Source organism: Candidatus Babeliales bacterium, assembly GCA_035944115.1.
Taxonomy (GTDB): Bacteria; Babelota; Babeliae; order Babelales; family Vermiphilaceae; genus DASZBJ01.
Genome location: DASZBJ010000029.1, coordinates 77,955 through 102,509 on the forward strand (window position 1 = coordinate 77,955; position 24,555 = coordinate 102,509).

General features: G+C 40.3%; 24 protein-coding genes and 1 pseudogene. 6 read left to right on the forward strand and 19 right to left on the reverse strand.

Features of this window, described 5'->3' with window-relative positions; all coding sequences use genetic code 11:
- Positions 1-13: 13 nt before the first annotated feature.
- On the reverse strand, positions 14-1,105 hold the full coding sequence (locus VGT41_03390; protein ID HEV2601316.1) for a hypothetical protein: 1,092 nt from the start codon (positions 1,103-1,105) through the stop codon (positions 14-16).
- 33 nt (positions 1,106-1,138) lie between these two features.
- Positions 1,139-2,626, reverse strand: coding sequence for a hypothetical protein (locus VGT41_03395; GenBank protein ID HEV2601317.1), 1,488 nt, complete (start codon positions 2,624-2,626; stop codon positions 1,139-1,141).
- A gap of 252 nt (positions 2,627-2,878) precedes the next feature.
- On the opposite strand from VGT41_03395, the gene dnaJ reads away from it, so the two are divergent.
- Positions 2,879-4,012: a molecular chaperone DnaJ gene (gene dnaJ, locus VGT41_03400; GenBank protein ID HEV2601318.1), complete on the forward strand. Its 1,134-nt coding sequence runs from the start codon at positions 2,879-2,881 to the stop codon at positions 4,010-4,012.
- 74 nt (positions 4,013-4,086) lie between these two features.
- On the opposite strand, the gene VGT41_03405 is transcribed toward dnaJ, so the two are convergent.
- The 3 genes from VGT41_03405 to VGT41_03415 all read right to left on the reverse strand — a co-directional run bounded on the left by VGT41_03405 (position 4,087) and on the right by VGT41_03415 (position 5,995).
- On the reverse strand, positions 4,087-4,398 hold the full coding sequence (locus VGT41_03405; GenBank protein HEV2601319.1) for a hypothetical protein: 312 nt from the start codon (positions 4,396-4,398) through the stop codon (positions 4,087-4,089).
- Between the two features lie 90 nt (positions 4,399-4,488).
- Positions 4,489-5,619, reverse strand: coding sequence for a DNA double-strand break repair nuclease NurA (locus tag VGT41_03410; protein ID HEV2601320.1), 1,131 nt, complete (start codon positions 5,617-5,619; stop codon positions 4,489-4,491).
- Positions 5,612-5,995 (reverse strand): iron-sulfur cluster assembly scaffold protein, encoded by a 384-nt coding sequence (locus VGT41_03415; GenBank protein ID HEV2601321.1) that lies wholly within the window; start codon positions 5,993-5,995, stop codon positions 5,612-5,614. Before VGT41_03415 ends, VGT41_03410 begins: the two co-directional genes overlap by 8 nt.
- Before the next feature lie 116 nt (positions 5,996-6,111).
- On the opposite strand from VGT41_03415, the gene VGT41_03420 reads away from it, so the two are divergent.
- Entirely contained in the window at positions 6,112-7,482 is a 1,371-nt protein-coding gene (locus tag VGT41_03420; GenBank protein HEV2601322.1) for a hypothetical protein, read from the forward strand.
- A gap of 89 nt (positions 7,483-7,571) precedes the next feature.
- On the opposite strand, the gene VGT41_03425 is transcribed toward VGT41_03420, so the two are convergent.
- Positions 7,572-8,132, reverse strand: a complete 561-nt coding sequence (locus VGT41_03425; GenBank protein HEV2601323.1) for a hypothetical protein — start codon at positions 8,130-8,132, stop codon at positions 7,572-7,574.
- Between the two features lie 431 nt (positions 8,133-8,563).
- Between VGT41_03425 and VGT41_03430 the strand changes: the two genes are divergently transcribed.
- Positions 8,564-9,343 (forward strand): HAD-IA family hydrolase, encoded by a 780-nt coding sequence (locus tag VGT41_03430; protein HEV2601324.1) that lies wholly within the window; start codon positions 8,564-8,566, stop codon positions 9,341-9,343.
- 27 nt (positions 9,344-9,370) lie between these two features.
- Here VGT41_03430 and VGT41_03435 read toward each other — a convergent pair whose 3' ends face one another.
- The gene (locus VGT41_03435; GenBank protein ID HEV2601325.1) at positions 9,371-10,051 is read right to left on the reverse strand and encodes a VTT domain-containing protein; all 681 of its coding nucleotides are present in this window, start codon (positions 10,049-10,051) and stop codon (positions 9,371-9,373) included.
- A gap of 147 nt (positions 10,052-10,198) precedes the next feature.
- Between VGT41_03435 and VGT41_03440 the strand changes: the two genes are divergently transcribed.
- Positions 10,199-10,852 (forward strand): DUF6629 family protein, encoded by a 654-nt coding sequence (locus VGT41_03440; protein HEV2601326.1) that lies wholly within the window; start codon positions 10,199-10,201, stop codon positions 10,850-10,852.
- Between the two features lie 3 nt (positions 10,853-10,855).
- Here VGT41_03440 and VGT41_03445 read toward each other — a convergent pair whose 3' ends face one another.
- The 8 genes from VGT41_03445 to VGT41_03480 form a co-directional block, all read right to left on the reverse strand.
- Positions 10,856-12,079, reverse strand: a complete 1,224-nt coding sequence (locus VGT41_03445; GenBank protein ID HEV2601327.1) for a SufS family cysteine desulfurase — start codon at positions 12,077-12,079, stop codon at positions 10,856-10,858.
- Positions 12,076-12,852, reverse strand: coding sequence for a SufD family Fe-S cluster assembly protein (locus tag VGT41_03450; GenBank protein HEV2601328.1), 777 nt, complete (start codon positions 12,850-12,852; stop codon positions 12,076-12,078). The genes VGT41_03445 and VGT41_03450 overlap by 4 nt, the downstream gene beginning before the upstream one ends.
- Positions 12,849-14,195, reverse strand: a complete 1,347-nt coding sequence (gene sufB / locus VGT41_03455; GenBank protein HEV2601329.1) for a Fe-S cluster assembly protein SufB — start codon at positions 14,193-14,195, stop codon at positions 12,849-12,851. Before sufB ends, VGT41_03450 begins: the two co-directional genes overlap by 4 nt.
- 1 nt (position 14,196) lies before the next feature.
- A complete protein-coding gene (gene sufC / locus VGT41_03460) occupies positions 14,197-14,928 on the reverse strand; it encodes a Fe-S cluster assembly ATPase SufC (protein HEV2601330.1) in 732 nt (243 codons plus the stop codon).
- Positions 14,929-15,041: 113 nt separating this feature from the next.
- Positions 15,042-15,482, reverse strand: coding sequence for a hypothetical protein (locus VGT41_03465; protein ID HEV2601331.1), 441 nt, complete (start codon positions 15,480-15,482; stop codon positions 15,042-15,044).
- A gap of 38 nt (positions 15,483-15,520) precedes the next feature.
- Entirely contained in the window at positions 15,521-17,101 is a 1,581-nt protein-coding gene (locus VGT41_03470; GenBank protein HEV2601332.1) for an AAA family ATPase, read from the reverse strand.
- Between the two features lie 135 nt (positions 17,102-17,236).
- Complete coding sequence (smpB, locus tag VGT41_03475; GenBank protein HEV2601333.1) at positions 17,237-17,698, reverse strand: SsrA-binding protein SmpB; 462 nt, start codon at positions 17,696-17,698, stop codon at positions 17,237-17,239.
- Between the two features lie 80 nt (positions 17,699-17,778).
- Positions 17,779-18,258: a DUF2062 domain-containing protein gene (locus VGT41_03480; protein HEV2601334.1), complete on the reverse strand. Its 480-nt coding sequence runs from the start codon at positions 18,256-18,258 to the stop codon at positions 17,779-17,781.
- A 112-nt stretch (positions 18,259-18,370) separates the two neighbouring features.
- Between VGT41_03480 and VGT41_03485 the strand changes: the two genes are divergently transcribed.
- The gene (locus tag VGT41_03485) at positions 18,371-19,075 is read left to right on the forward strand and encodes a hypothetical protein (protein ID HEV2601335.1); all 705 of its coding nucleotides are present in this window, start codon (positions 18,371-18,373) and stop codon (positions 19,073-19,075) included.
- 5 nt (positions 19,076-19,080) lie between these two features.
- Positions 19,081-20,103 (forward strand): tRNA (adenosine(37)-N6)-threonylcarbamoyltransferase complex transferase subunit TsaD, encoded by a 1,023-nt coding sequence (tsaD, locus tag VGT41_03490; protein HEV2601336.1) that lies wholly within the window; start codon positions 19,081-19,083, stop codon positions 20,101-20,103.
- Positions 20,104-20,166: 63 nt separating this feature from the next.
- On the opposite strand, the pseudogene rho reads toward tsaD, so the two are convergent.
- From rho to VGT41_03510, 4 genes and pseudogenes are all read right to left on the reverse strand, one after another.
- A pseudogene (gene rho, locus VGT41_03495) lies at positions 20,167-22,242 on the reverse strand (transcription termination factor Rho).
- Between the two features lie 267 nt (positions 22,243-22,509).
- Positions 22,510-23,406 (reverse strand): protein translocase subunit SecF, encoded by an 897-nt coding sequence (gene secF / locus VGT41_03500; GenBank protein ID HEV2601337.1) that lies wholly within the window; start codon positions 23,404-23,406, stop codon positions 22,510-22,512.
- A 120-nt stretch (positions 23,407-23,526) separates the two neighbouring features.
- Entirely contained in the window at positions 23,527-23,781 is a 255-nt protein-coding gene (gene rpmA / locus VGT41_03505) for a 50S ribosomal protein L27 (GenBank protein ID HEV2601338.1), read from the reverse strand.
- A gap of 177 nt (positions 23,782-23,958) precedes the next feature.
- Entirely contained in the window at positions 23,959-24,471 is a 513-nt protein-coding gene (locus VGT41_03510) for a hypothetical protein (GenBank protein HEV2601339.1), read from the reverse strand.
- Between the last annotated feature and the right edge of the window lie 84 nt (positions 24,472-24,555).

Sequence of the window (24,555 nt, forward strand, 5' to 3'; positions counted from 1 at the left end):
TTCACCCGCCTTCTTACTGCTCCTGCTCATATAAAGAATCTGTTAAATCTTTTAATGCAGTATGCAATACCTCTGTATGATATGCCATCTGCTTAGTAACCGAAGTTATTTTTTCAAACGGTGTACCAAAAATCGGCATCGTTGCTAATAATTCTATAATCGCATTCACAATATAACATGAATCTGCAACTGGTTGGGCTGCAACAAAAAACAACTTCAATGCCGGATCAACCTGCGCTTCTGGCTTAGCTTGTCGTGCTGAAATCTCCAACCGTAAATCTGCAATGTTTTTACGCACTATACCTGCATTCGCTTTAGCCAAACGATCCATTACCCGCAAAACTTGTAACATTTTGCTATCATCTACTTCAAAAATATCTTCTACTGTTGTTTGTACCTTTTGCACCACAAGATCATGCTCTTCTTGAGTCGTGTCCGCTAATGCAAACAAACTATCAAAATCAACATCCGATGATTCTAACAACCCTTCACGTTGCAATTCCAATTCCGCGGCTCTTTTTGCCTGAGCCTTTCGTTTATCTTCGCGTGCCTTAAGCCCCGTAAGCAAGGTGTTTAATGTTTTATCCATTAAATCGACATACTGATACCCTGTTTTAGCCATCGATGCTAACTGGAAAAACTTTACGCGGGTTTCAGGAGAAAAATAGTCCTCAACCATCTGGGCAGAATTTATCACATCGGTAAACTCACTCAACAAATATGACGATTTTGTTAATGGTCGAACAATGACAAATAGCATCTTCAGCGCATATAAATATTGCTGTTGTTTATCTGCACTGCGTAACTGCTTTTGCAAAGTCTGAATTTGCTGCGTCAATTTCGACGATGAAACCCGTAAACTTTCCATAGCAGTAAGGGCTTCCACAAAACGCTCAAATGTGCCTCTTGCGGCCTTTAGTTGTACCGGTACACGAGATGGTGTTACTAATGGAACCGGAGCAGGTATAACTGCTGATACCCTTGGCGCTACTACGTTTGTAGTAAGTTCCATCCCTGTTGGCATTGGTGCAACCACTCTACCAAACAACTGAAGAGAACAGACCAAGGATGCGGCCATTACGCTGATCTTTTTAATATTTTCCATGATATAGTTCTCCCCAGTGTTTTGTTAATTTAATTAGATCTCTTCTCGCGCTTTTAACGACTTAGCAAGATCTTCTAATGCAGTATCAACAATTTTAGTGTAGTCATATACATCCGTAGCAACAGTTGCAATGTCTTTGAATCCTTGTCCGACAATAGGGAATCTCGCTAACAATCTCACCACTCTGGATAATACATAAGTAACATCAGTCAATGGTTGTGACATTTTAAATAACATCTTCAATGCTGGCTCAGCCTTCTCTTCAAGCTCTGCCGCTCTCATTTCATCGCGCAACGCAATAATTTCGCTTTCTAATGTTCCTCGTTTTTTATGGCCAGCCAAACGACTCATCGCACGCAACACTTTGAGTAGCTCAGTCTCAGGATACGGCGCAAATTCGTCTACTTCAGTTTCTATATCTTTTTTAACAATCCCAAACTTACGTTCTTCAATATCTGCGTCTCGCAAGATGTCATCAATATCCATATCATCAAGCATTACTGTTGCTTTTCTTGCTGCAGCTGCTTTTCTTGCTTTATCTCGTGCAGATAATGACTGGGTCAACACCATTAATGCATCCGCCATGTCTTTGGAATACCGACATCCCATTTTAGCCACTTCAGCTAATTGCAGCATACGCCCCTGACCCTCTTTACCTAATTTATTCATTACTGTTGAGGCCGTTGTCACTTTCAGCAATTCATTGAGCAAGCATGTTAAGTTCACGAGTGGCGGTTTAACCACCTTAAATAATATTTGCAATGCATAAATAGACTTTTCATCCGGACTTTTCGATGCTTTCAGCTTTTTATTATATCCATCGATAGTCGGCTTTAATTTCGGTAATGCGTGCTGCAACTCTGCAATTCTGATCGCCACTTTCAAAATACGGCTCACTGTATCAACGTCCGATCCTTTTACCTTTATAGGAGTTGTTAGAGTCACGTCTTCTACCGGATCAGGTTCTACCGCGGTTAACGATTCGTCGTCCAATGATTTTGAGGTAGACTCAACTTTTTTTAGTTCCAATGACGTTGTTTTATTAGCTAATTTTTCCGCAAGATCTGAACCTTTGCGAGTATCACCCCGAAGATTTCTAATTGCTTTTATCAATTCATCGCGAGCTGCGGCTATTGATTCTAATTTTGCACCACGACGCACTTCCAGTTTCAAGGTATCGGCTATAACATTCAAATTTCTCTCCAGCCATTGACCATCTCCAATAGATGCTGCCTCTCGAGTAAATTTCTTTACATCTGCAAATGGAGTTTCAACAGTAATTTTTGCTGGAATACCCGCTACTGGCGCCGTTGGTATCGGTGCTCCTATCTTCACTGCAGGAGGAGGTGTTAAAGGTGCTGGCGCAACTGGAATAGCCGGCGCCGCAGGAACTTGCGGTCTTCCCGGAATCGCTTGAGCCACTGGAACTTTTGGTCCTCCTGGAGCGCTTGCAGCGTGAAAGCTACCGCTCGAAAAAGAAACAACCCCCATGACCATTAAAAAAATCTGTTTAATCTTCATTTTTCTCTCCAAATATTTGGTTTACTATACTATCTTTACTTTTAATCCCATTCAAATGTTTCTAACTGAAATTATAGCAGGGCGATCACGCCTATTGCAACGGTTTTTAAAAAGGAAGGCTATCTGGCAGCCCTATAACTACGGAAAATAAGAGAAAACCACCTTTTTAGGCCGAATAATAAAGGGTTTTCATATAAATTGTTTTTTTGGTATACTGATATAAAGTTTTTATAAAAAGTGAGGTCAAAAACCATGCAAAAACAAGATTATTATAAAATTCTCGGCGTGCCCAAAGGTGCCTCTGATACGGATATCAAAGCGGCATACCGAAAACTAGCCCTAAAGTATCATCCTGATCGCAATCCCGATAATGCGCAGGCTGAAAACAAATTCAAAGAAGCTGCCCAGGCATATGAGGTTCTTTCTGACGCCAATAAACGTAAAGCATATGATCAATTTGGTCATGCCGGGGTTGATGGCATGCATGCTGGTGGTGGCGGACATCAACATCAGAATATGGATGATATCTTTAATAGCTTTGGCGATATCTTTGGCGATATTTTCGGCGGCCAAGGTCAACGCCAAAAAAAGAAAAATGGCCCTCAACCACAACGCGGTCATGATTTGACCAAAGACCTCTCTATTACTTTGCAAGAATCGTTCTTGGGAACCAAAAAAGAACTTTCATACTACCGATTTGTTGCATGTACTGGTTGTGATGGTAACGGTGCAGAAAAAGGAACATCGGTTAAAGCATGCCAACCATGTAACGGCAGCGGACAGATGAACTACCGCCAAGGTTTTTTCATGTACTCTCAACCGTGTAGCCCTTGCTCTGGCCACGGTTATATCATGACCTCACCATGCGCCAGCTGCAAAGGTCAATCGCGCACCCAAACATTTGATAAATTCTCTATCAATATTCCACAAGGAATTTATGATGGGGCGGAATTGCGTATTACCCAAAAAGGTGATGCCGGCGTATATGGCGGTCCTGCAGGAGATCTCTTTGTTAAAATACAGATTCAACCTGATACACAGTTCCAACGAGTAGGCGACGATTTAGTATGCTCCGTATTTCTCACCTATCCACAGCTTGTTTTAGGCGCACAAGTGGAAATCGAAAGTATCGATGGATCAAAACATACTATAAAGATTAAAAAGGGCTGCCCTGTTGATGAAAAAATAGTCATTCCTGGCAAAGGATTCCAAAAGATTCGTAGCTCTGCATGTGGAAGCCTTGTTGTAGTCGCTAAATGTCACATCCCGAAGAAAATATCTAACGAGGCAAAAGATGCGCTCGTTAATTATGCAGATCAAATTGGCAATGATGCCAATAACAATGATGGCAGCATCGTTGGATTTTTTAAGAAGTTTCTTGGGTAAAACTGATAGCATTTGAATGTCAAAAGAGGGTCATTGCTGACCCTCTTTTTTTGTACGAGAATTATACATTCTGCTTAATCGTGTATCTGATCCACTTTTTTTGCATCATCAAAATCTGCTTTTGAAATCGGCTTAGTACTGAACATATTTGCCAACCGTGTTGGCACCACGAGCTTGGCAAAGCCTTTAATTGGCGTAGCAACCGGGCGCACTATGCCACGAAGCAAATCATTCAGGCCAAATTCTTGCGATACTGCTGGTGCTATCAATGCAATAGCAAGAATCTGTTGCGCCGAATCCTTTGCCAACCAGTTAAAACGAGCGCTATAAGTCTGCCCTACCGAACAAAGCAACAACGCAAAAAGAATTAAAGAATTTTTTTTCATTACATAACTCCTCTATAAATATATCATGCCTTAAATATCTGCATTGTTATAACACGACTGTGCGCGTCTGTAAAATATGTTCACGCACCATCAAATACCAATACCACGCTTTTTAATCACTTTTTGAGAGAAGATAGTGTTTCTTTTTTGATCAATCCCTAATTTCATAATCATATGATAAAAAAAATCTCGATCAGGCCCTTTGACTACCGCCTGTTCGTGCGCTTCTGCAATTAACACCGGATAGCCCCTCCCTTTGACACATTGATCCACAATGGCCCGCGCAAGCGTATCCACCAAATCATCTGATTGGGCTATCCACGAAGGAATCTCGATACGAGCAACTTCGTTCCCCACATGCAAATAAAAAAAATATGGCTGGAGATGCTCTGGATATTCGCGACAGATATCACTAGTGCTTTTAAAAACTATTGATCGATATCCCGGCGTTAAAAAAAATTGTGCAATATGGGCATCAACCACATGCTCTACTGCCATATGGGCATCAGAACGGTCAGGATCAAAATTACATAAAAAGGCTCGTACCAAATTCACCAGCTCTTTGCTTTTAGGAAGACTGATATACCCCGCAAACAGAACCTTCGTTTGATACCACTGCTCTAATAAATCCATATACCGCGTTAAAAAAAACTGCTTTAATTCCGGCTGTTTGCCCGATAAATGCCAAAAAATCAACGATCCATCAAATAAAAAAAAGGTTCGCTCTTTATCCTCCGGCAACATTTTTTGCTGAATAAGATCCAATCCACCCTGAAATTCAAACGCCTGCCTTAAACAATTAACATAATCAGGGCTGATAGGCAGCCCATCAGCTTCGGTATCTCCTGCAAACACATAGGGGACAGAATCAAAATAACTGCCACTTGCCATCCCGTACTGCAATATGACTGAACCAATATTGATCAAAAAACAGTTAGTTCCTTGATGACGATCAGGATAAATTTGTGATCCATCAACCGATATCCCTTGATACGGCATTGGATTTTGATCCACCGGTATCTGCAGATCTAGTTTTCCTTGCCATAACGGCAACTGCCAAGGTACCTGATGCTTCATGCTCTGCACTTTATATATAAAAAGCGGATCATTCACTATCTGATCCCATGCCCCACGCGCAACGGAGTATTCATGAGAAACATCACGAAATAACGCATCAGAAACCTGTTGCATCTGTGCAATCAACTTCACATGATTAAGCATTAGACTTACCTTCTTTATATCGACTTAAACCCTGCTGCACAGCATGCAACGATAATAACGCACATTTTAACCGAACCGGACCCAATGGCATACCTACCAAATCAATCATCTGCTGTGTAGAAATAGCCGCGATCTCATCAACTGATTTGCCCAACACATATTCAGTTATCATTGACGCCGCAGCCTGACTAATCACGCATCCAGCTCCTTCAAAGGCAATTGCTGATACGATCCCATTGCATACCTGCCCAGAAATAGACACAGAATCCCCACACGACGGATTATGCTCATCTGAGACAAAATCAGGGTCTGCTATTTTTCCACGATTACGCGGATAGCGATAATGATCCATTAATTCATTTTTATAAAGATTCATACTTTTTCAAGCAACGTAATTTACGAATATCAAAACTGTATACACACAGGGCACCTATTCATTATACAGGAATAGAAAGACAGATAAAACCAATACTATATTCCGGAGGGTATATCATGCCACCCAAACAATGCATTTCATTTTTTATAGCTATACTAATCGGGCTTTTTACTATGCATCCCAGTAGCTGTGCGGAGCAAAAACTAACAAGAAGCTCCAGCGCCTCTCATCTACGTACCACCTCTACTAAAGCAATGCCATTAGCAAGACGCGGCAGTACCTCTAGCCTATTATCACGCACTCCCACAGTATTTGAAAGAACGCCCCCATTTACTCGATCTCGATCACAATCTCTCTCAGGCCTTTCTCAATTGACGCATCAACCATTACTAAACCTCAATCCTTTACGGCTCGCTCAATCGCCGAGCAACCAATCAACTGCATCTGGTGACGGAATCTTATACGCACCACCCCGATCACCATCGCCCAACTCACTATCAAAAACACCATCCACATCGCCTTCCTCAATCCTGCATGTTCTTGCGAGCGCTACAGCAGTAAATGAAATAGACACTAAAGGAGACACAGACTCCGAAGAAGAAGAACAGATAGCCCTCAGTCAGATGTTGCAAGAAGTAGGCCATTCCATACAGCAACTAGAAATCTCCACACCGTTCCCACAAACACAAAACCCTTCAACGAGCCTCAGGCCATTCAGTTCTACGCAGTCAGATCGAAAAGAAGAGGAAGACACAAAAGAAGATAACAGCTTACAAGAACCATTAATAGATAGCACGAGTGCATTAGAAGAGCTCAAACGAATAATAACGCAAAACGATACCAACTTAGCCATTGCAGAAGGAGTAATAGATGAAGAACAAAAGATAGTGGATCGTAACTATTCTCGATTAATCAAAGCCGCCACCGGAACTACTACAATGGCATTTGCTTATGCTGTCTACAGAGAATATCAAGCAAGGCTGGAAAAGGTACGCAAAATCCGTATGGTGACAGGGCTAGAAATACCGGTAGCATTATCAGCATTCAAAACAATAGGAGCCCCTTTCATGACACTCATTGTTGCTGGCATTGGCTGGTGGCGATTTAAAAAGAACATTACTCGCCCCTTGCAAAGAAAATTTGAACAAAAAGCCAATGAGCTGAGCCAAAAAATTGATGTCCTTGAAGCCAAACAAAAACAACAAGCTGCTCAACTGCTCATTGTATTTGCAGGAATGCAAAAAGCACAAAAAGAACTCAATACTCGCAATATGGAATATCTTTCTCAACTGACAGGCCTTCAATTAGAACTACACAATACTCGAATTCATACTGAAGCACAGCAGAGATTATTACGGCAAGAAATGTTGCCAAAATTTAAACTGCTTCTAGAAACCGTACAGAACATACCTCAAGAGCCTAAAAAACGGGGCTTATTCGGGAAATCAAAAAAAGACAAAAAGCAAAGGATAAAAAAAGATGATTAAATGTAAGTCATCTTAAAAACAACCGAAACTAAAAAAAAGAAGGCCTTTTTACAGGCCTTCTTTTAATTTTCTATACAATAACTAATGAATTAGTCGTTGTCTTCGTCTTCGTTAGAAGAAGCGATTGCATTTTGGTATACAAAAGCTACAGCAAGTACTCTTGAAACCAAGTTGTAAATGTTTTTTGGGCATTTATAACCATAGTATGCTTCATTAGCTTCGTATCCAACAAAGAATGTGCCGAATGCTAACGGAGCTGCTACAACTTTAGCGCCGCCGTTTTTGAACCAAGTAGTCCAAGTTGTTTCATTGTATGCAGCTGTCGCTTTATCAGCAGCTTCTTGTGCTGCTTTTACTGCTTCTTCGAATGGCGCTATTATTTTCGCTGCCGCATCTTTATCTTCTTTAGTTGCTTTTGCATCAACCTTGTTATCTTCTTTAGCTTTTACAAGAGCTTTGTTCGCTTCAACTAGCTTTGCTTGAGCTTCTTTCATAGATGCTTCTAGCTTAGCTTGCTCAGCTTCTTTATCAACTTTAGGAGCTTCTACCGGCTTAGCAACTGCAGGAGCTGCTGGATCTGTTGCTACAACATTCGCTGACACTGAAAACAATGCCACTAGAGACAAACTTAATAATAACTGCTTGTTCATAACAAGACCTCACTTATTAAATACGATTAATAAAATACAATTCATTTTCAATTCATAATACTCTTTGTATAGGTATTACAAGAATCCCTTGTAATTTCCACTATGCAAAAAATATGTTTATAACCTTTGATACATGTACGGGAACAATTATAGGTCTTATGCATAATTAGTCAAGATTTCCTAGCAACACCCATACCCCCACCTTTATTGGGAATAAAGTATATCAGCGTTTACTTATTTTCCATAATTGTCTACAATAATCCTATAGCTCAAGCATTTTATTATTATGATTTGCTTTTCACATAGAAAATAAAACAGGGGGTCTACGTATGACTTTGTCTCGCCGCATCAAAAATCTATTTTTTCTATATGTATTATTTTTCGCGTCATGGCTACACCCTCTTAATATTATTTTTGATTTAGGGGATGTCATGGTTAAAACGGACAGCCTGACCATGTGCTCATTAACTGGGTATTCAAAATTTATCAAATATATCGCCCATCACCCAACCGAGCTACCCCGCATATCAAAAAACCTGCGCAAGCGGCTATTTGGCTTTCTAAACACCGTTATACCACCACAAGTAAACGAGGCTAATGCAAAAGATCCTTACGGTATGCAGCTCCCACAAATCATGTGCGATTGGCTTAAAGGAACCTACACCAGCCAAGAAATATGCACACTACTCCTTACTCAAGCTGATCAATCACCTTTTTTTAAAAGCCAAGCAGAACGATCGCTCATTCGCTCCCTTATCCGATGCATGTTCACCCCGGAACTATTTATTCAAGCAACAGAGCTCATGCCCGATGCCTATAGGTTTGCACAGGAATGCAAAAGAAAGGGCCATAACCTCTATATTCTTTCTAACTGGGATTCAAGTTCATTTGAATTGCTACACAAAAAATATAATCATTTTTTTGATTTATTTGATGGCATCGTAATCAGCGGTGATATTCATGCAATCAAACCATCTCCCGCTGCATATCACCACCTACTCACCACCTATAACCTTAATCCATCAGACTGCATCTTCATTGACGACAGAATCGAAAATCGTATAGCAGCCGAACAATGCGGTATCTCTTGCTACTTTAAACAAAAGCGGTGCTTTTTGACCCCGTGGAAAAAAGTCACTGATTTTCTTGCGATTGCACAGTACATTATATTTTTCTCGTTTTTCAAGACGTGGAAACAGTACCAACCATAAAAAACAGCAACCGTTACCACGTAACGGTTACCGTCTCTTTTTTATACTTTTTACAATCGTAGGCACTAGCACTAATGCCGTCAACAGCACCATCGCACCAATAATGGATGGTGAAAAAATATCACTCACTTTTTTCATAGTGCTCAACTGCTGTCCGGTAAATGAATAAATCAAATAAAGCGGAAATGATCCCAATACCACGCTCAACATAAATTTTTCTAATGAAATGGTAGTCAAAGCGCCAAACAAATTAATAATAAAAAATGGGACAATCGACATATAATGAAGAACAACCAGGTATTGCAACGTGTCTCCTTGCATCTTGCCTTCAAAGGCTGCTAATTGATCATGGTACCGCTCTTTCAAAAAATCTTTGAGCAAATACCGAAAGATTAAAAATGTACTGGTACACCCAAGAACAACCGCTACCGTAGAATAGACAGCACCCCAGAACGTACCATAGAGATAACCGCTTAATAAAATGAGAGGAATAGTCACGGGAAGCCCCACAATAGTAGAGATGGATAACGCTCCAATAAATAGCACTATCGAAATGAAATAGTGTCTTTCTACCTTCTCCAATAATGCATGACTATATGACTGTATAAACTCAAGCGTCAGATAGTTTTTTATATCAAGGTAATACAACAACCCGATCACACTAGCAACTAACACTAAAAATAGTATTTTTTTATAAAATTTATTCACCACTCTATCCCTTTTGACCTGAACCGACATCCTTCTTTTGTTTAAATACCTGCAATAGCTTACAACACAAATAAGACACTTGTACAATTTCATCGATTCTGCATACTCTGCAAACCATCAGGAAAAATTAAAAAATAAGGAGAAAATATGTGCTTTTCCGCAACTGCCAGTTTCGCCTCTGCTGCTATTTTAGCAGCCTTAGGTATTAGTGCTATAAAAATTGCCGGTCGTCACTCGCCGCTCAGATATTTTGCCGCAAGCCCAATAATTTTTGCGTTACAACAATTTTGCGAAGGTGCTATCTGGATCAGCGCCACAAACCAACCCCTTGATGCTCTGATCAGTATTATCGCGGCCCACATTTTTCTCATTATCGCATTCTTAGTGTGGCCGATTTGGATACCATTGGTTGCATGGTACCCTGAAACAGACAGATTACGCAAAAACTTACTCTTACTACCACTGACATCTGGTATACTATTTGGTATACACACAGTAACCCGTATGTACCAGCAAGGGGTCTGGGCAAAAATAACTGATCATCATATTTTGTACCCATCATATGGATCAACAGAACATGTCAGTCTTACCTCACTGCTTTATTGCATTGCAGTCATCACACCATTATTTATTTCAAGCAAACGATATGCGTGGCTCCTGGGAACTGCTATTGCAGGATCACTTGGCTTTACCCTTATGTGGTATTCAAATCATGTCACTTCTGTTTGGTGCTTTTTTTCAGCAGTGCTTAGCTCACTCGTGATATACATTGTTTCAATGAATAGACCAAAGAAAAAATAATTGTTATGCGTTTGATTCCAACAACTCATGCATTATCGCAAGAAACCGATCGACCTCTTGCATTGTATTATATGCATGAAAACTGGCCCGTACTGATGCTGCAATACCCAACTTTTTTGCCAGTGGCTGTGCACAATGATGCCCCGCACGCACTGCAATCCCACGCTGACTCAAATACGCTGCAACATCATGTGCATGAATGCCATCCACTACAAAACTGACCAAATGTCCAATCGATCGTAGCTGGCCGATTGGACCTATAATAGTAATGCGATCGAAAACCTGCAAACCATCAATCAATCGTGCAGACAAAGACGCTTCATGCTTTTGCAGCACATCAAAATTAATATGCTCATTAATATACGTAATGGCTGCTGCCAGCCCCACTGCTTGAGCAATTGCTGGCGTACCCGCCTCTAATCGTTGCGACATTGGTAAAAATGTTGCTGTATGCCAATCTGCTTCATACACCATGCCACCACCCACATGATAGGGGGCCATCTGATCATGCATTGCTGCAGCAACATAGAGCACGCCAATCCCTGTTGGTCCAAACATTTTGTGTCCCGAAAAGGCCAGAAAATCCGGTTTAAGAAGTTGCACGTCAACCAACTGATGCCCAACTGATTGCGCAGCGTCAATCAATACTTTTGCACCAACTGCATGTGCACGAGCAATAATGGCCGCAATATCCTGCTGACTACCAAAAAAATTAGATACGTGCGATACTGCAACCAGTTTTGTTTTTTCAGTTATCAAATGTGATAACCCAGTAAGATCTAATGTGTATGTAGTTGTTGATACTGGTATATATCGTAACTTCGCTCCCACCTGAGACGCAAGCCTCTGCCAGGTGAGCAAATTGGCATGATGCTCCAGCTCGCTAATTACTATCTCATCACCAGCTTTAATATGCGCACGCCCCCATGCATCTGCAACCAAATTGATACTTTCTGTGGTTCCACTCGTAAATACAATGCCTGCTGGAGTGGCCGCATTAATAAAATGAGCAACGGTCGATCGTGCCGCTTCATACATCATTGTTGCACGCTCACCCAGTGTATGCGTTGATCGCCCGACATTGGCATTATAGGTACTGTAAAAATCAACAATCGCATCTATAACGGCCTGTGGTTTTTGCGTTGTTGCTGCATTATCAAAATAAATAAGCGGTTTTTGCTCTACCAACTTACATAAAATAGGAAAATCAGAACGTATATTTTTCATACAATAGCACCGGTAACGCTAAACTTATCTACTGCAACTTTGTCCATCATACGTGCAATTAATACATCTGCCGTATCGCTGGGCAGATGCTCAAGGATATCCGCAAGAAAACCTTTTACTAATAACTGTCGAGCCGATTGCATGGATATACCACGAGATTGTAAATATAGTAGATGCTCTCGGTCTAATTGCCCTATTGCGCTGCCGTGCGCACAACGCACATCATGAGTAAGCACTTCTAAAGCAGGAATCGATTGCGCAGATGCATGATCGCCCATTAATAATGTTTTATTTTGCTGATCAGCGTTTGCTCTGTATGCATTTGCTGCAATATGAATCATACCTTCATATATTACTTGAGCTTTTTCAGCGACTATTCCTTTAAACAGCAAATCGCTCGCCGTTTCTGCCCCCCGATGCTCCTGACGCGTACGAACATGCACTCGCTGCTCATCTGTAAGCAAATATGCACCACGAACGGCTACTCGTGCACGCGCCCCTTGTAACATAATGCGTATAGTTTTATCATGTGCTTTCGCTGCTGCCATAACAACAATGTATGTTACTTGTGCATCAGCCTCACAAATAATAGTAATATCGCTCACTACTGATCCAACAACATCATCATCCTGATCTATAATCACGCAGTGCGCACGTGCACCAACGTGATACTCAACCGAACTAGATTCTGCATGCGACCCTCGTTCTTGTATAATCAGCTGCTGACCTGGTGCAATAATAACCCGCCGGATCTCATTATGCTGCATGCTCATCCGATTGACCCTTCCATTTCCATAGCAATCAATCGATTAATTTCAACTGCATATTCCATCGGTAACTCTTTAACAAATGCATCGATAAAACCATTCACAATCATTGCATGCGCCTGCGCTTGAGACAAACCTCTGCTCATCAAATAAAATACCTGCATCGCATTTATATTGCTTACTGAAGCTTCGTGCCCTACATCAACCTGCTGCTCACGCACATCAACCGTGGGGTAGGTATCCGATCGAGAATGGCTATCAAGCAACAACGCTTCACATTGCACCGTAGATTTTGATTGTTTAGCACCTTTAACTATTTTCAGTAGGCCACGATAACTCGCGCGTCCACCATTTTTACTAATCGATTTTGAAACAATATTTGATGTGGTACGCGGGGCCAAATGAATCACCTTTCCTCCCGCATCTTGCTGCTGTCCTTTACCGGCAACGGCAATAGAAATTATCTGTCCTTTTGCACCCGGCTCTTTTAAAATAATCGCCGGATATTTCATCGTCACCTTGCTGCCGAAGTTGCCATCAATCCATTCAACGGTCGAATTTTTATAGGCAATGGCACGCTTGGTGACCAAGTTGTATACATTTTGAGACCAATTTTGAATCGTGGTATATCGAATATGTGAACCCGCTAGCGCACACAATTCCACCACCGCACTATGCAAAGAATTTTTTCGATAGAGTGGCGCACTGCACCCTTCCACATACTGCACAAAACTATCCGGTTCTGCGATGATCAATGTTCGTTCAAACTGCCCCATACTCGCCGCATTAATCCTAAAATAAGCCTGTAATGGCATATCAATACGCACTCCTTTGGGTACATACACAAAACTACCGCCACTCCATACCGCTGAATTTAACGCAGCAAATTTATTATCATGCGCAGGAATCACGGTTGCAAAATATTTCTTAAATAATTCAGGATAATCACGCAGTCCGGTAGACATGTCAGTAAATATGACCCCTTGGTCTGCCCACTGTTTTTTTAAACTTTTGTATACCAACTCTGACTCAAACTGCGCACCTACCCCTGCCAAAAATTGCTGTTCTGCTTGCGGAATTCCCAACGCGTCAAATGTTGTCTTAATATCATCTGGCACATCTGCCCAAGAGGTCGCAGTTTTTTCAAACGGCTTTAAATAATAAAAAATATCATAGGGATCAAGTTGACTCAGATCAGCTCCCCAGGTTGGCATCGGCATTTTTTCAAACAGCGCCAACCCCTTAAGGCGGTAATCCGTCATCCAACCAGGCTCATTCTTTTTTTCTGAAATTTCAGTAACAATACGTTGATTTAAGCCTTTTTCTGCATGGCAAGAATAGTTATCCATATTATTTAAACCCAACATATCCAGCATGTTCAATAGAACGAGCTAAGTGAGCATCACCTGACCGAGCTATAACCCCATCTATCATCACATGCACAGAATCCGGGATAACATAATCAAGAATCCGCTGATAATGGGTAATGCAGATCACACTCATTGCCGGTTGCTCTGTTTTTAACCGATTGATACAGGCAGCAACGAGCTTTAACGCATCAATATCAAGACCTGAATCGATCTCATCGAGAATAATCAATTTTGGTTTTAAAATAAGCATTTGAGCCATTTCTAGCCGTTTTTTTTCTCCACCAGAAAACCCCTCGTGAATAGCTCGATCGGCAAAAGAAGGCGCAAGCCCTACCGATGTAAGCGCATCCGCTAACACATCTTGAAACTCTTTAATAGAACAATCTTTACCGGCCACGGCACGATGTGCCTCTTTTAACAAAGAAAAAACCGTAACACCGGGCACGGCATACGGCTGCTGAAATGATAAAAAAATGCCAGCTTGCGCTCGCTTATCAACAGAAAGCTCTGTTAATACCTGACCGCAAAATTGTATTGATCCTTGTAAAACGGTATATAATGGATGCCCCATAAGGGTGTATGCAAGACTACTTTTTCCAGAGCCATTTGGTCCCATAATCGCATGAATAGACCCCGGATTGACCGTTAAATCTACCCCTTTTAAAATCACCGTATCATCGACTGACACTTGGAGACCAGAAATAATTAACATAGGGACCACCTGCATTTATATACGAAAGCTATTATGCTTTTTAGTATAACAAAGCCCTGCAATCACGCAATTATAGCCGAATATTAGCTATATTTAACTGTATTGCACCACCCTTATGCATCAACAAATCGCAATAAATCCTGAAGGTCAACGTCCCATTTTTGAGCGCCGTCACCACGTTTTGAAATCAAAGAATAACAAGTCTGCGGAGTAAAAGGCCTATCTTTATAGACTTTTTTAAAATATGAACTGAGGATAATAGCATCTTTCATATAAATTTCACCTCCCACGTTATATATCATCCATAACTTTGCCCATGGTTGCATTTCAGGACCGGGGCCTTGAACCATCATCACCAAACATGATGTATCATATGTTTTCAGACGCTCAATACCCTCTTTCCATTGCTCTTCATATTGTTCGATACTCCAAAAATCTAATGGCATACGAAATGTTTCTTTAAATGAACCTATCTGAATTTCACCTAAACAATATTTAACGCCTTCGGAATCTAGTGGCGTTCGGTCCAGTACATGTATTAAAAATTTTTTCATAGATTCTAATCTCTCATTAATGTTGCAAGCTTTTCATTTTATAAAGCTTGTTGAGCCCACTCAAACTCTACGTTTTTATCTTTAAAATTAATGGTAATACCAACCAAAACAATCTCTTTATTTTTGTGCATATACTTTTCATGGTATTTCTTTTTAATAATTTGATTGAGAGCTTGCTGCGCTGAACTATCATATTTAAATTCAAAAACAAAAATTGCATCTGCTGTTTCGAGTACAAGATCAGCTTTGCCGTGGCTGGAAGCAACCTCTGATCGTGGTCGCATGCCTATCAAATCAAACATAAAATGAATAAGCGAGTGGTAATAACTTTCTCGTGGAATATGTAAATTATAGGGAATGCCTGCAAAAAGGATTTTAACTGCATTGCAAAAGGTTGCAAAATCTTTGTTTAGTAAAGCTCTGCGCATACGTACAAGTTCCATTTCTAAGGTATCGGGTGTAGCATATGCAAATGCCTGTACAAGATAATCTTTAAAAGACTCTCGCACTTCTTCATTCGGATAATCTAAGGTGAAAACGTTATCCGAAGAGTCATAATCAGCAATCGTTAGATAACCGGTTTGTAAAAGAAGGGCATAGAGTGGAATATTATGAATATCAATAGACTCGAACCCCTTCATCGACATTTTGATTGGCTCATTGATTTCAAGATGTATCCCTTTTTGGCGTAATAGAGCTATCAGGAAACCGGGTGATCCGGTGCTAAACCAATAATTAGCAAATCGTTTATTGTCCAAGCATGTGGTAACCGACAGAGGGTTATACATAAGAGACTTTTGCATATCTTGTGAAAATCGGTATCCATCGTACCAGTTTTTTAGATTTTTTATGGTTTCTAACTTTGTTTTGCCAGCATGTTGCGCAAGACTATCTATTTGAGAAGAATAATAGGTAATTAGTTCTTCCTCAGTATACCCGAAAAGCTCTGCGGCAATAGGATCAAAAGAAAGCTCTGTAAGGTTATTTAAACCAGAAAACAATGATGTTTTAGCAAATTTACTAACGCCAGTTATAAAAATAGCACGCCAATATTGTTCGAGTGATTTTACAGTCGTATAAAAATTACCGAGTATTTTTCTATTGTCTTCAGCGATCGTAAGATTATCAATATGATCAACAATCGGCTTATCATATTCATCGATGAGCAAGACTATAGGATCATGTTGTTTTAAATTTTGAACAAGTTGTTTAAGCATATTTGCTGGAGTGGATCCTGTTAATGGTTCAATACCATGATCTACCGCAATTTGCTGCAAAGCAAAGCACAAACTTTGTTCCAATTGTTCTGGGGTTCTGTTCGTAATACCACCAAAATCTAAATGGATAACAGGATGTGCTATCCAATCATAATTACCATTTTTGCCGATCCAATATTCATTGAATAATTCTTTTTTGCCTGAAAAAATAGCTTTGAGCGTAGAAATAAAAAGGGATTTTCCAAAACGGCGAGGACGAGATACGAAATAAAAGTGTTTTTTGTTAGACGCGGTTATGAGTTCATGTATGATTTTGGTTTTATCAACATATATGCGATTTTCTTTAACGAAATCCTCAAATATGCTGTAATGAATTCCCATACGTTTTGGTTGATTAATCATAACAAACGACCTTTGCTTATATACTAGATCTTTACTATCTCTTAATTAGTCTATCAATCGTTCGTCTTTTTGCTACGCCCCTCATTGTGTGGGGTTTTCATCTTGGGCATACGAAAGCTACTTCAGCTATTGCTGCTATTTATATTTGTAGACATCTTTAAGCTCCCGGCTCGCCTGACGATCAATATCTCGTTCTTTGATCGCCTGCTTTTTACCCGCAGCTTTTTTAGATTTACACAGACCAAGTTCAACTTTTACCAAATTTTTATCATTCAGGTACATTTGCAGCGGGACAATGGTTATCCCCTTGATCGATATATCACCGATCATTTTATTAAGCTGACGCCTGCTGAGCAGTAACTTACGACTTCGTAGCGCCTGTTCTTTGTCTTTCATATACGCTTGCGCATACAAAGAAACATTACAGTTAATAAGAAACAACTCGCCATTTTTTACGGTTGCAAAGGCACCAATCAAGGAAACCTGGCCCGCACGGATCGACTTAACCTCATCACCGGTAAGAACAAGACCCGCTTCGATTTTATCTAAAATCTCATACTCAAAAAATGCTTTTTTATTTCGTGCAATTAGTTTCATATCGTCTAAGTATTCCCTCATTCATCTGGATCGCCACGCACGCCAATGGCGGCTCGCGAAGACGATCGTAGGTTTATTCTTTAGTTGTAAGAACCATGATGCGCAATAATTAATCTGGTAAAAACATAACGCATCACTGGGTATAGAATAACACCTATGGCTATACCAAGCAAATTAGTGCCGATAAAAAACGACCAGAATGAAATTCCTGAGACCCCTACATACTGAGTCAATGGCTCATTGATCCAGCTCATCCATGAAGGATTCTGTTCAAACATAGTGGTTCCAAAGAGGTACATGCAAAAATTATTTCCAAAGAAATTTCCAGCGCTATAAAGGGGCACCATCGTCCAAGGATTATTAATCAGCAACCGGCTTCCCAGCAATGCCACAATGTTAAGGCCAAAAAGCCATGCTACAAAAAAGGTAATGACGGTATGCAAACCAATAAAAGGTGAAAAGGCAATATATACCCCAACACAAAAAGAAATAGCAAGACGATGACTCGATCGCTCTTGCTGAACCATTTCCGTACATTTTTTTTGCAACCAATTAATCACAATATCCCCTTTGTACATTGCATGTAACACTCTATTTGTAACTCTCAGATATTTCAGGTATTGTATACTTGAAAGTATAGTTACAACATAAAGATTTTACCAAGGATACACAATGAATACAAAATTATTAAGAAGCATGATCCTATTAAATCTCATTATTACATATACTCACAGCATAGCAATAGCTATTGATAATCCCACCATGCTCTCTATTGCTATTCAATTCCCCAAAACCTTAAAAAAAACTCCCGACGTGTACGCATGCAAATTAGGCTGTCGCATCGAGCTAGACAACGATAAAAACGGCAACAAGATTTCATTTAATTTTTTAGAAAATAGAGATAAAGCACATTTTTGGCTCCTTATAATCTCTGAAGTGCCAGAGTTTAAAATGGTATCATCCGGCACCGTTGATTATCTCAGAGTCGAACCAACCCAAAACTACAAATTCTACTCATTATCACTAGAACTCAAAACACCCTCAAACCGCTCTAATCGAATTCAGCAACCTGAATATACTTGGATTATCAATGAATGTGAGATCCCTGACAAACAGGGACGCCTACCTGAAGACACGCTCATTATTGCCTATAATCCACACTTTGTAGATCACCTTGCGGGCGGTTCTTCTACTGAACTTCCTACCATCTTTATCAGAAATGATATTTTAATCCTTAATGGAACCGAAGATCAATTCTATGAAAAATCTATAGAGATCCTGCTCTCGTCGATCGATTACAATGCAATTCACGCAACGATCGAAAAAGAAGTACGGTATGATTTAAACAGCAAAATAGTAAGAACGGTAACAACATAACGCATATGAATTACACCATTTTGGCCATTGAAAGCTCCTGTGATGAAACAGCTGCAGCAGTATACTCCAGCACTCACGGCATGCTTTCAAACCATTTATACTCACAAGCTTTTCTACACACACCATTTGGTGGGGTTCTTCCAGAAGTCGCCTCTCGATCTCATTTAGAAAAAATGCCGATCATCATACAACAAGCACTTGATACCGCAGGCTGTACACTGAATGATATTGACGTGATAGCAGTCACGCACAAGCCAGGACTCGCTGGATCGTTGCTTGTTGGAGTCTGTTTTGCAAAATCTCTCGCATGGGCAACTAATAAAAAATTAATCGGCGTCAACCACTTAGAAGGTCACGCATTTTCAGCACAGATTGAAAACGATATCCCCTTTCCTTACCTATGCATTACCGCATCCGGGGGGCACACTTCGCTCTATTTAGTGCATGATTTTGGCGTATATGATGTCTTAGGGCAAACCGTTGATGATGCAGCAGGTGAAGCTTTTGATAAAATAGCAAAACTCATTAATCTCGGATACCCTGGCGGACCAATTATAGAACAGTATGCGGCTGCAGTAGATTTTCAAGATTTTTTTTCATATCCGCGCACCAAAAAATCCTCATTCGATTTTAGCTTTTCTGGGCTAAAAACTGCAGTGCTGTATGATTTGGTAAAAAGAAATGCCTATATTTTAGAAACTAAACAATTCACACAAGCATCAAACATCCTCTTACAACAGCAGGTCGCAAGCTCACTACTCGTTTGCATCTCCGATATTTTCATAGATAAAATCACCTACGCACTCAAACAATTTCCACAAGTAAAAGCTGTTGCGTTTGTTGGTGGTGTTGCATGTAATAAGTTTATCAAAAGAAAATTGCAGGCATTATGCCTGCAAAAAAATATTCCATTCTTTGCACCATCACCGCAATATTGCACTGATAATGCTGGAATGATCGCCTTCGTTGGCCATTATAAAGCCCACAAAGGCGAATTTTCTGATCTGTCTTTAGATATTTTACGCTGATCCTGATCCAGAAGATGATCCAGATCCTGATGAACCTGAACCAGAAGGAGTGGAACCTGCTTTTTTATTCATAACATCAATAAACTCTCGGTTGTTCTTGGTCTTTTTAATTTTATCAATTAAAAACTCCATACCCTCAACCGTATTCATTGTTGCCAAAAATTTCTGTAACACCCAAATTTTACTTAAATCTTCTGCATCAATAAGGAGATCGTCCCGTCTCGTTCCTGACTGCATCAAATCAAATGCTGGATACATACGACGATTTGATAATTTACGCGTCATATGAATTTCCATATTACCCGTACCTTTGAATTCTTCGTAAATCACTTCATCCATACGAGAACCAGTATCAACCAACGCTGTTGCAATAATAGTAAGCGAACCACCTTCTTGTGTATTACGCGCAGCACCAAAGAATCGTTTTGGACGCTGTAACGCATTTGCATCAATACCACCCGTTAATACTTTCCCTGAAGCTGGTGCGGTTGTATTATATGCACGCGCTAAACGAGTAATCGCATCGAGTAGAATAATAACACTTCTACCCATTTCAACGAGCCGCTTTGCTTTTTCTAAAACAAGCTCCGCAACTTGCACATGCCGCTCAGCTGATTCATCAAACGTTGAACTAACTACCTCAGCTTTTGAACCTTCAACCGCTTTGCGCATATCCGTTACTTCTTCAGGACGCTCATCAATCAAAAGTACAATCAAATGATCATCGGGATAATTCACAATTAAGGATTTTACAATTTCTTTAAGCAATACCGTTTTACCCACTTTTGGTGGCGCAACAATCAAACCACGCTGACCCTTACCAATAGGAGTAAAGATATCCATTATACGGGTTGAGATCGCTTTCGGATCATGCTCTAATTCTAAATTAAATTTCTTATCTGGGTGCAGTGGTGTCAACTGCTCAAAACTCATACGATCGACCGTCTTTGCTGGGTCGTCATAGTTAACCGCATCAACCTTTAAAAGTGCAAAATATTTTTCGCCATCTTTTGGTTTGCGAATCACACCGGTAACCATATCACCAGTTTTTAAATTAAATCGTCTAATTTGTGATGGAGAAACATACACATCATCAGGTCCAGATACATAATCAAATTGCTGCGACCGTAAAAAACCAAATCCATCAGGTAGTTTTTCTAAAACACCTTCAACCTTCATTTCCATGTCGGGATTTGCTTCTACATACGTAATACGATCGATCAATACAACTTTAGTCATCAACGTGGCACCAATAATGCCGAGCTTACGCGCATACACATTAAGATCTTGCAATGATAGCTCTTTTAGCGGAACTTTTACCTGCTCTTGTTGCGACTTTTGACCAGGAGATTTTTGTTGCTGATCTTTCTGACGCTGCTGATGTTGCTGTTGATTTTGATGCTGTTGCCCACCGGCTCCTTGCTGCTGCTGTTGTGGACGGGAACGATAGTTATTGTACGGTCTACCGGAATCCCATTGCTGCCGATTTCTATGACGATCATCACCATCTTGTCGATGTTGCTGGCCGCCGTGAGAAAACTCTCTTCCGCCTTCACCCACTTGCTGCTCTCTTGGCAACTGTTCGCGTCTGCTTTCCTGCTCACTGTATCTTTGCTGCTCTACGGCTCTCTGTTGCGGTGCTGGTTGTGATGGTACTTGTTGCGCAGTCGACTGTTCGGGCATTGTTTCTACGATCCGCGATTGATGCTCTCTATCACGAACTGATTCATGCGCCGGTCTTGGTTCTAATGAATGTGATGTAACTGATGAATCAACTTCAGACTTTGCAGATTCTAATTTTTTATCTAACACCTCAGCCTTCTCACGCGCCGCAGCCGCTCCTTGTTGACGAGGCTCTTTTGCATGCACCTTCTCTATCGGAGTAGTTTTTTCAGGTACTTTTGATTCATGCGATACAACTGGCTCAGAAACCACCGATTCCGCTACAATCTTTGCTGATGAAGACCTTCTTGGCGTAACTACTTTCTCAACAATCTCTTTTTCTGACTGATTTTTTTCAAGCGCTGTAACAACAGGCTCTTTTTTTCTACTGCTCTCTTTTTTAACAGTCTCTTTTGCAGAGTCCTTTTTTTGCACACGAACCCCATCGTCAATAGGTTGTTCATCTCGGGTTTTCATGCACCCTCCCTAAAAATAAATAGAAATAGATTAAAATTAACCATACTTTTTGTAGCACATTTTGCTATATAAACGAATTAAAAATTTTCATGAGAAAAATAACGATCTGCTTGATTAATACACGAAAAAGAAAGAAAAAATAACAATGAATATACTTACTAGAATCAAGGATATCAAAATACAAATATAAAACTCAAGACTTTCAACCATTTTAAAGAAAGATACAACCTCCATTAGCTATATCTTATAAACAAAAACCTCTATAAATTAGGCTTTTGCTTCTTTACGATTGTAAAACAACATCATAACAGGACTTGCGATGAAAATAGATGAATATGTACCAAACACAATACCTATTAATAATGTCAATGAAAGATCACGTAATACTTCACCACCGAAGACCAACATCGATACAACAACCAATGTTGTTGCAAAACTAGTCAGAATGGTACGGCGTAACGTTTTATTAATACTCACGTTTACCACATCATACAAAGAACCCGTGGTATTCTTTTTGAGCTGATTTCTGATATAAGAAAATATAATAATCGTATCATTAATCGAATATCCAAGGACTGTCAAAATTGCTGCAATCACGTTGATTGATATTTCGCGATCAAATAATAGGAAAAATCCTACCATAATAAGCGCATCGTGAACTAAGGCAACCACAGCTCCAAATGCGAAAGCAAATGACCAAAAAACAAACGCAATATACAAAAGCAACGCTATTAACGAGAAAAGCACTGCATATATTGACTGCTGCCGAAGCTCCGCTCCAATACTTGGTCCAACACCTTCACTTTGCAACACTTGAGCACGATTATCTGATATACTCTCATTAATTTTCTGAGTAATTTTATCAGCAAGACCTTTTGAATCGCTCACAAATTCTTGTACACGAACCAATAACTCTTGTTTAGCGGGGAACTCACGAAGAACGGGGTTTTTCCAACCATTATCTTCTAACACGGTACGCACTTTTTGACTATCTACTGGACCGTCAAAACGCAACCATATCTGTGTACCACCATTAAAATCAATGCTATAGCTGAACGCCTCTCCGTAAGTTTGCTCTTTATAAAAATAAACCGCAATCCCACCCACGACAAGTAACAATGAATATAACGCTACAAATTTACGATATTTCAAAAAATCAATCATAACTCTCTCCGAAGATGGTAAACAAATTAATAACTGCTACTATCAAATTCATATGCTTTTTATTAACACTATTTCACCGGTTGCGCAAGAATTTTTTATCACAGATTATAAATTTATATATTAAGAAGCTCGTACAGAAACGTATCTACGACCTTTTAAGCCCCAATGGAATTTAATAGAGCCTTTGCTTACCGCAAATAAAGTGTCGTCGCTACCACGTCTAACACCACAACCTGGATGTATGTGTGTTCCACGTTGACGAACAATAATTTCACCACCAGTTACTACTTGACCATCAAATAATTTGCACCCTAGTCGCTTACTATGACTTTCGCGACCATTACTGGTCGAGCCGCCGCTTTTACTCGTTGCCATCGGTATCCTCTAAATTGGTTGAGCGAATGCTGATCGCACTCGCGTAAGAACTGTAATCTACAAGTAACAATTTCGAATTAAATCTAATTTCCTCCTATTATGAATCAACTGGCTAAAATGTCAATTCATGAGTGAAAAATCAAATGTGGGCCCTCGAAGGGGCCCTAACGCTGATAGCTATTTTTTTATAATCGGGGCACCCACTATCTTACATGCCGCTAAAAATGCTCCCGTTGATATTATATCGGTTAACTCTGTATACCTACCACCAACTAGCTTCTTCACCGCCGCCTCTCGCTTTGGTCTCAGATATACTAATCCTACTAATCCTACTGCAACTGGTACTGCAACACCCATTACACCGCCTGTAACAAGCCCTTGGGCCACCAAAGCTTTATTCATCTGCACGACCCCTGCAAATAGTACGCCCGCCGACGCCGCTGCAATGCCAGATGCTGCAAGCGCTCCACTTAGCGTAGCAGGTTTATTAAGCTCCCGTTTGAGATGACGATTTTCACCGTGCAACTTCTTATTCCGCTCAGCTAATGCATTTTTTTCCTGTTTCTCCTGGTTCACCGCCGCGTGTAATACCCCACGATGTGTATGACCGTGCTTCGCCTCTATCGGCATGCCCATCGGCAAACAAAATAAGAAGCCTAATACTGCTACAGCTCGCAACTGATTATTCATAACAATCCTTTATATGTATGAATTAAATAATATTTGACCGCCACAAATTATAGTCACGCCTATAAAAAACAGCAACCTTAATCA

Coding starts and splice junctions, on each gene's coding strand:
- VGT41_03465 (HEV2601331.1), bottom strand. CDS start 15,482: ATGAAAAAATTTTTAATACATGTACTGGACCGAACGCCACTAGATTCC.
- VGT41_03445 (HEV2601327.1), bottom strand. CDS start 12,079: ATGAAAAATATACGTTCTGATTTTCCTATTTTATGTAAGTTGGTAGAG.
- VGT41_03420 (HEV2601322.1), top strand. CDS start 6,112: ATGCCACCCAAACAATGCATTTCATTTTTTATAGCTATACTAATCGGG.
- smpB (HEV2601333.1), bottom strand. CDS start 17,698: ATGAAACTAATTGCACGAAATAAAAAAGCATTTTTTGAGTATGAGATT.
- VGT41_03440 (HEV2601326.1), top strand. CDS start 10,199: ATGTGCTTTTCCGCAACTGCCAGTTTCGCCTCTGCTGCTATTTTAGCA.
- VGT41_03410 (HEV2601320.1), bottom strand. CDS start 5,619: ATGCTTAATCATGTGAAGTTGATTGCACAGATGCAACAGGTTTCTGAT.
- VGT41_03425 (HEV2601323.1), bottom strand. CDS start 8,132: ATGAACAAGCAGTTATTATTAAGTTTGTCTCTAGTGGCATTGTTTTCA.
- tsaD (HEV2601336.1), top strand. CDS start 19,081: ATGAATTACACCATTTTGGCCATTGAAAGCTCCTGTGATGAAACAGCT.
- VGT41_03450 (HEV2601328.1), bottom strand. CDS start 12,852: ATGAGCATGCAGCATAATGAGATCCGGCGGGTTATTATTGCACCAGGT.
- sufB (HEV2601329.1), bottom strand. CDS start 14,195: ATGGATAACTATTCTTGCCATGCAGAAAAAGGCTTAAATCAACGTATT.
- VGT41_03390 (HEV2601316.1), bottom strand. CDS start 1,105: ATGGAAAATATTAAAAAGATCAGCGTAATGGCCGCATCCTTGGTCTGT.
- dnaJ (HEV2601318.1), top strand. CDS start 2,879: ATGCAAAAACAAGATTATTATAAAATTCTCGGCGTGCCCAAAGGTGCC.
- VGT41_03485 (HEV2601335.1), top strand. CDS start 18,371: ATGAATACAAAATTATTAAGAAGCATGATCCTATTAAATCTCATTATT.
- VGT41_03510 (HEV2601339.1), bottom strand. CDS start 24,471: ATGAATAATCAGTTGCGAGCTGTAGCAGTATTAGGCTTCTTATTTTGT.
- sufC (HEV2601330.1), bottom strand. CDS start 14,928: ATGTTAATTATTTCTGGTCTCCAAGTGTCAGTCGATGATACGGTGATT.
- secF (HEV2601337.1), bottom strand. CDS start 23,406: ATGATTGATTTTTTGAAATATCGTAAATTTGTAGCGTTATATTCATTG.
- VGT41_03395 (HEV2601317.1), bottom strand. CDS start 2,626: ATGAAGATTAAACAGATTTTTTTAATGGTCATGGGGGTTGTTTCTTTT.
- VGT41_03430 (HEV2601324.1), top strand. CDS start 8,564: ATGGTTAAAACGGACAGCCTGACCATGTGCTCATTAACTGGGTATTCA.
- VGT41_03470 (HEV2601332.1), bottom strand. CDS start 17,101: ATGATTAATCAACCAAAACGTATGGGAATTCATTACAGCATATTTGAG.
- VGT41_03415 (HEV2601321.1), bottom strand. CDS start 5,995: ATGAATCTTTATAAAAATGAATTAATGGATCATTATCGCTATCCGCGT.
- VGT41_03405 (HEV2601319.1), bottom strand. CDS start 4,398: ATGAAAAAAAATTCTTTAATTCTTTTTGCGTTGTTGCTTTGTTCGGTA.
- rpmA (HEV2601338.1), bottom strand. CDS start 23,781: ATGGCAACGAGTAAAAGCGGCGGCTCGACCAGTAATGGTCGCGAAAGT.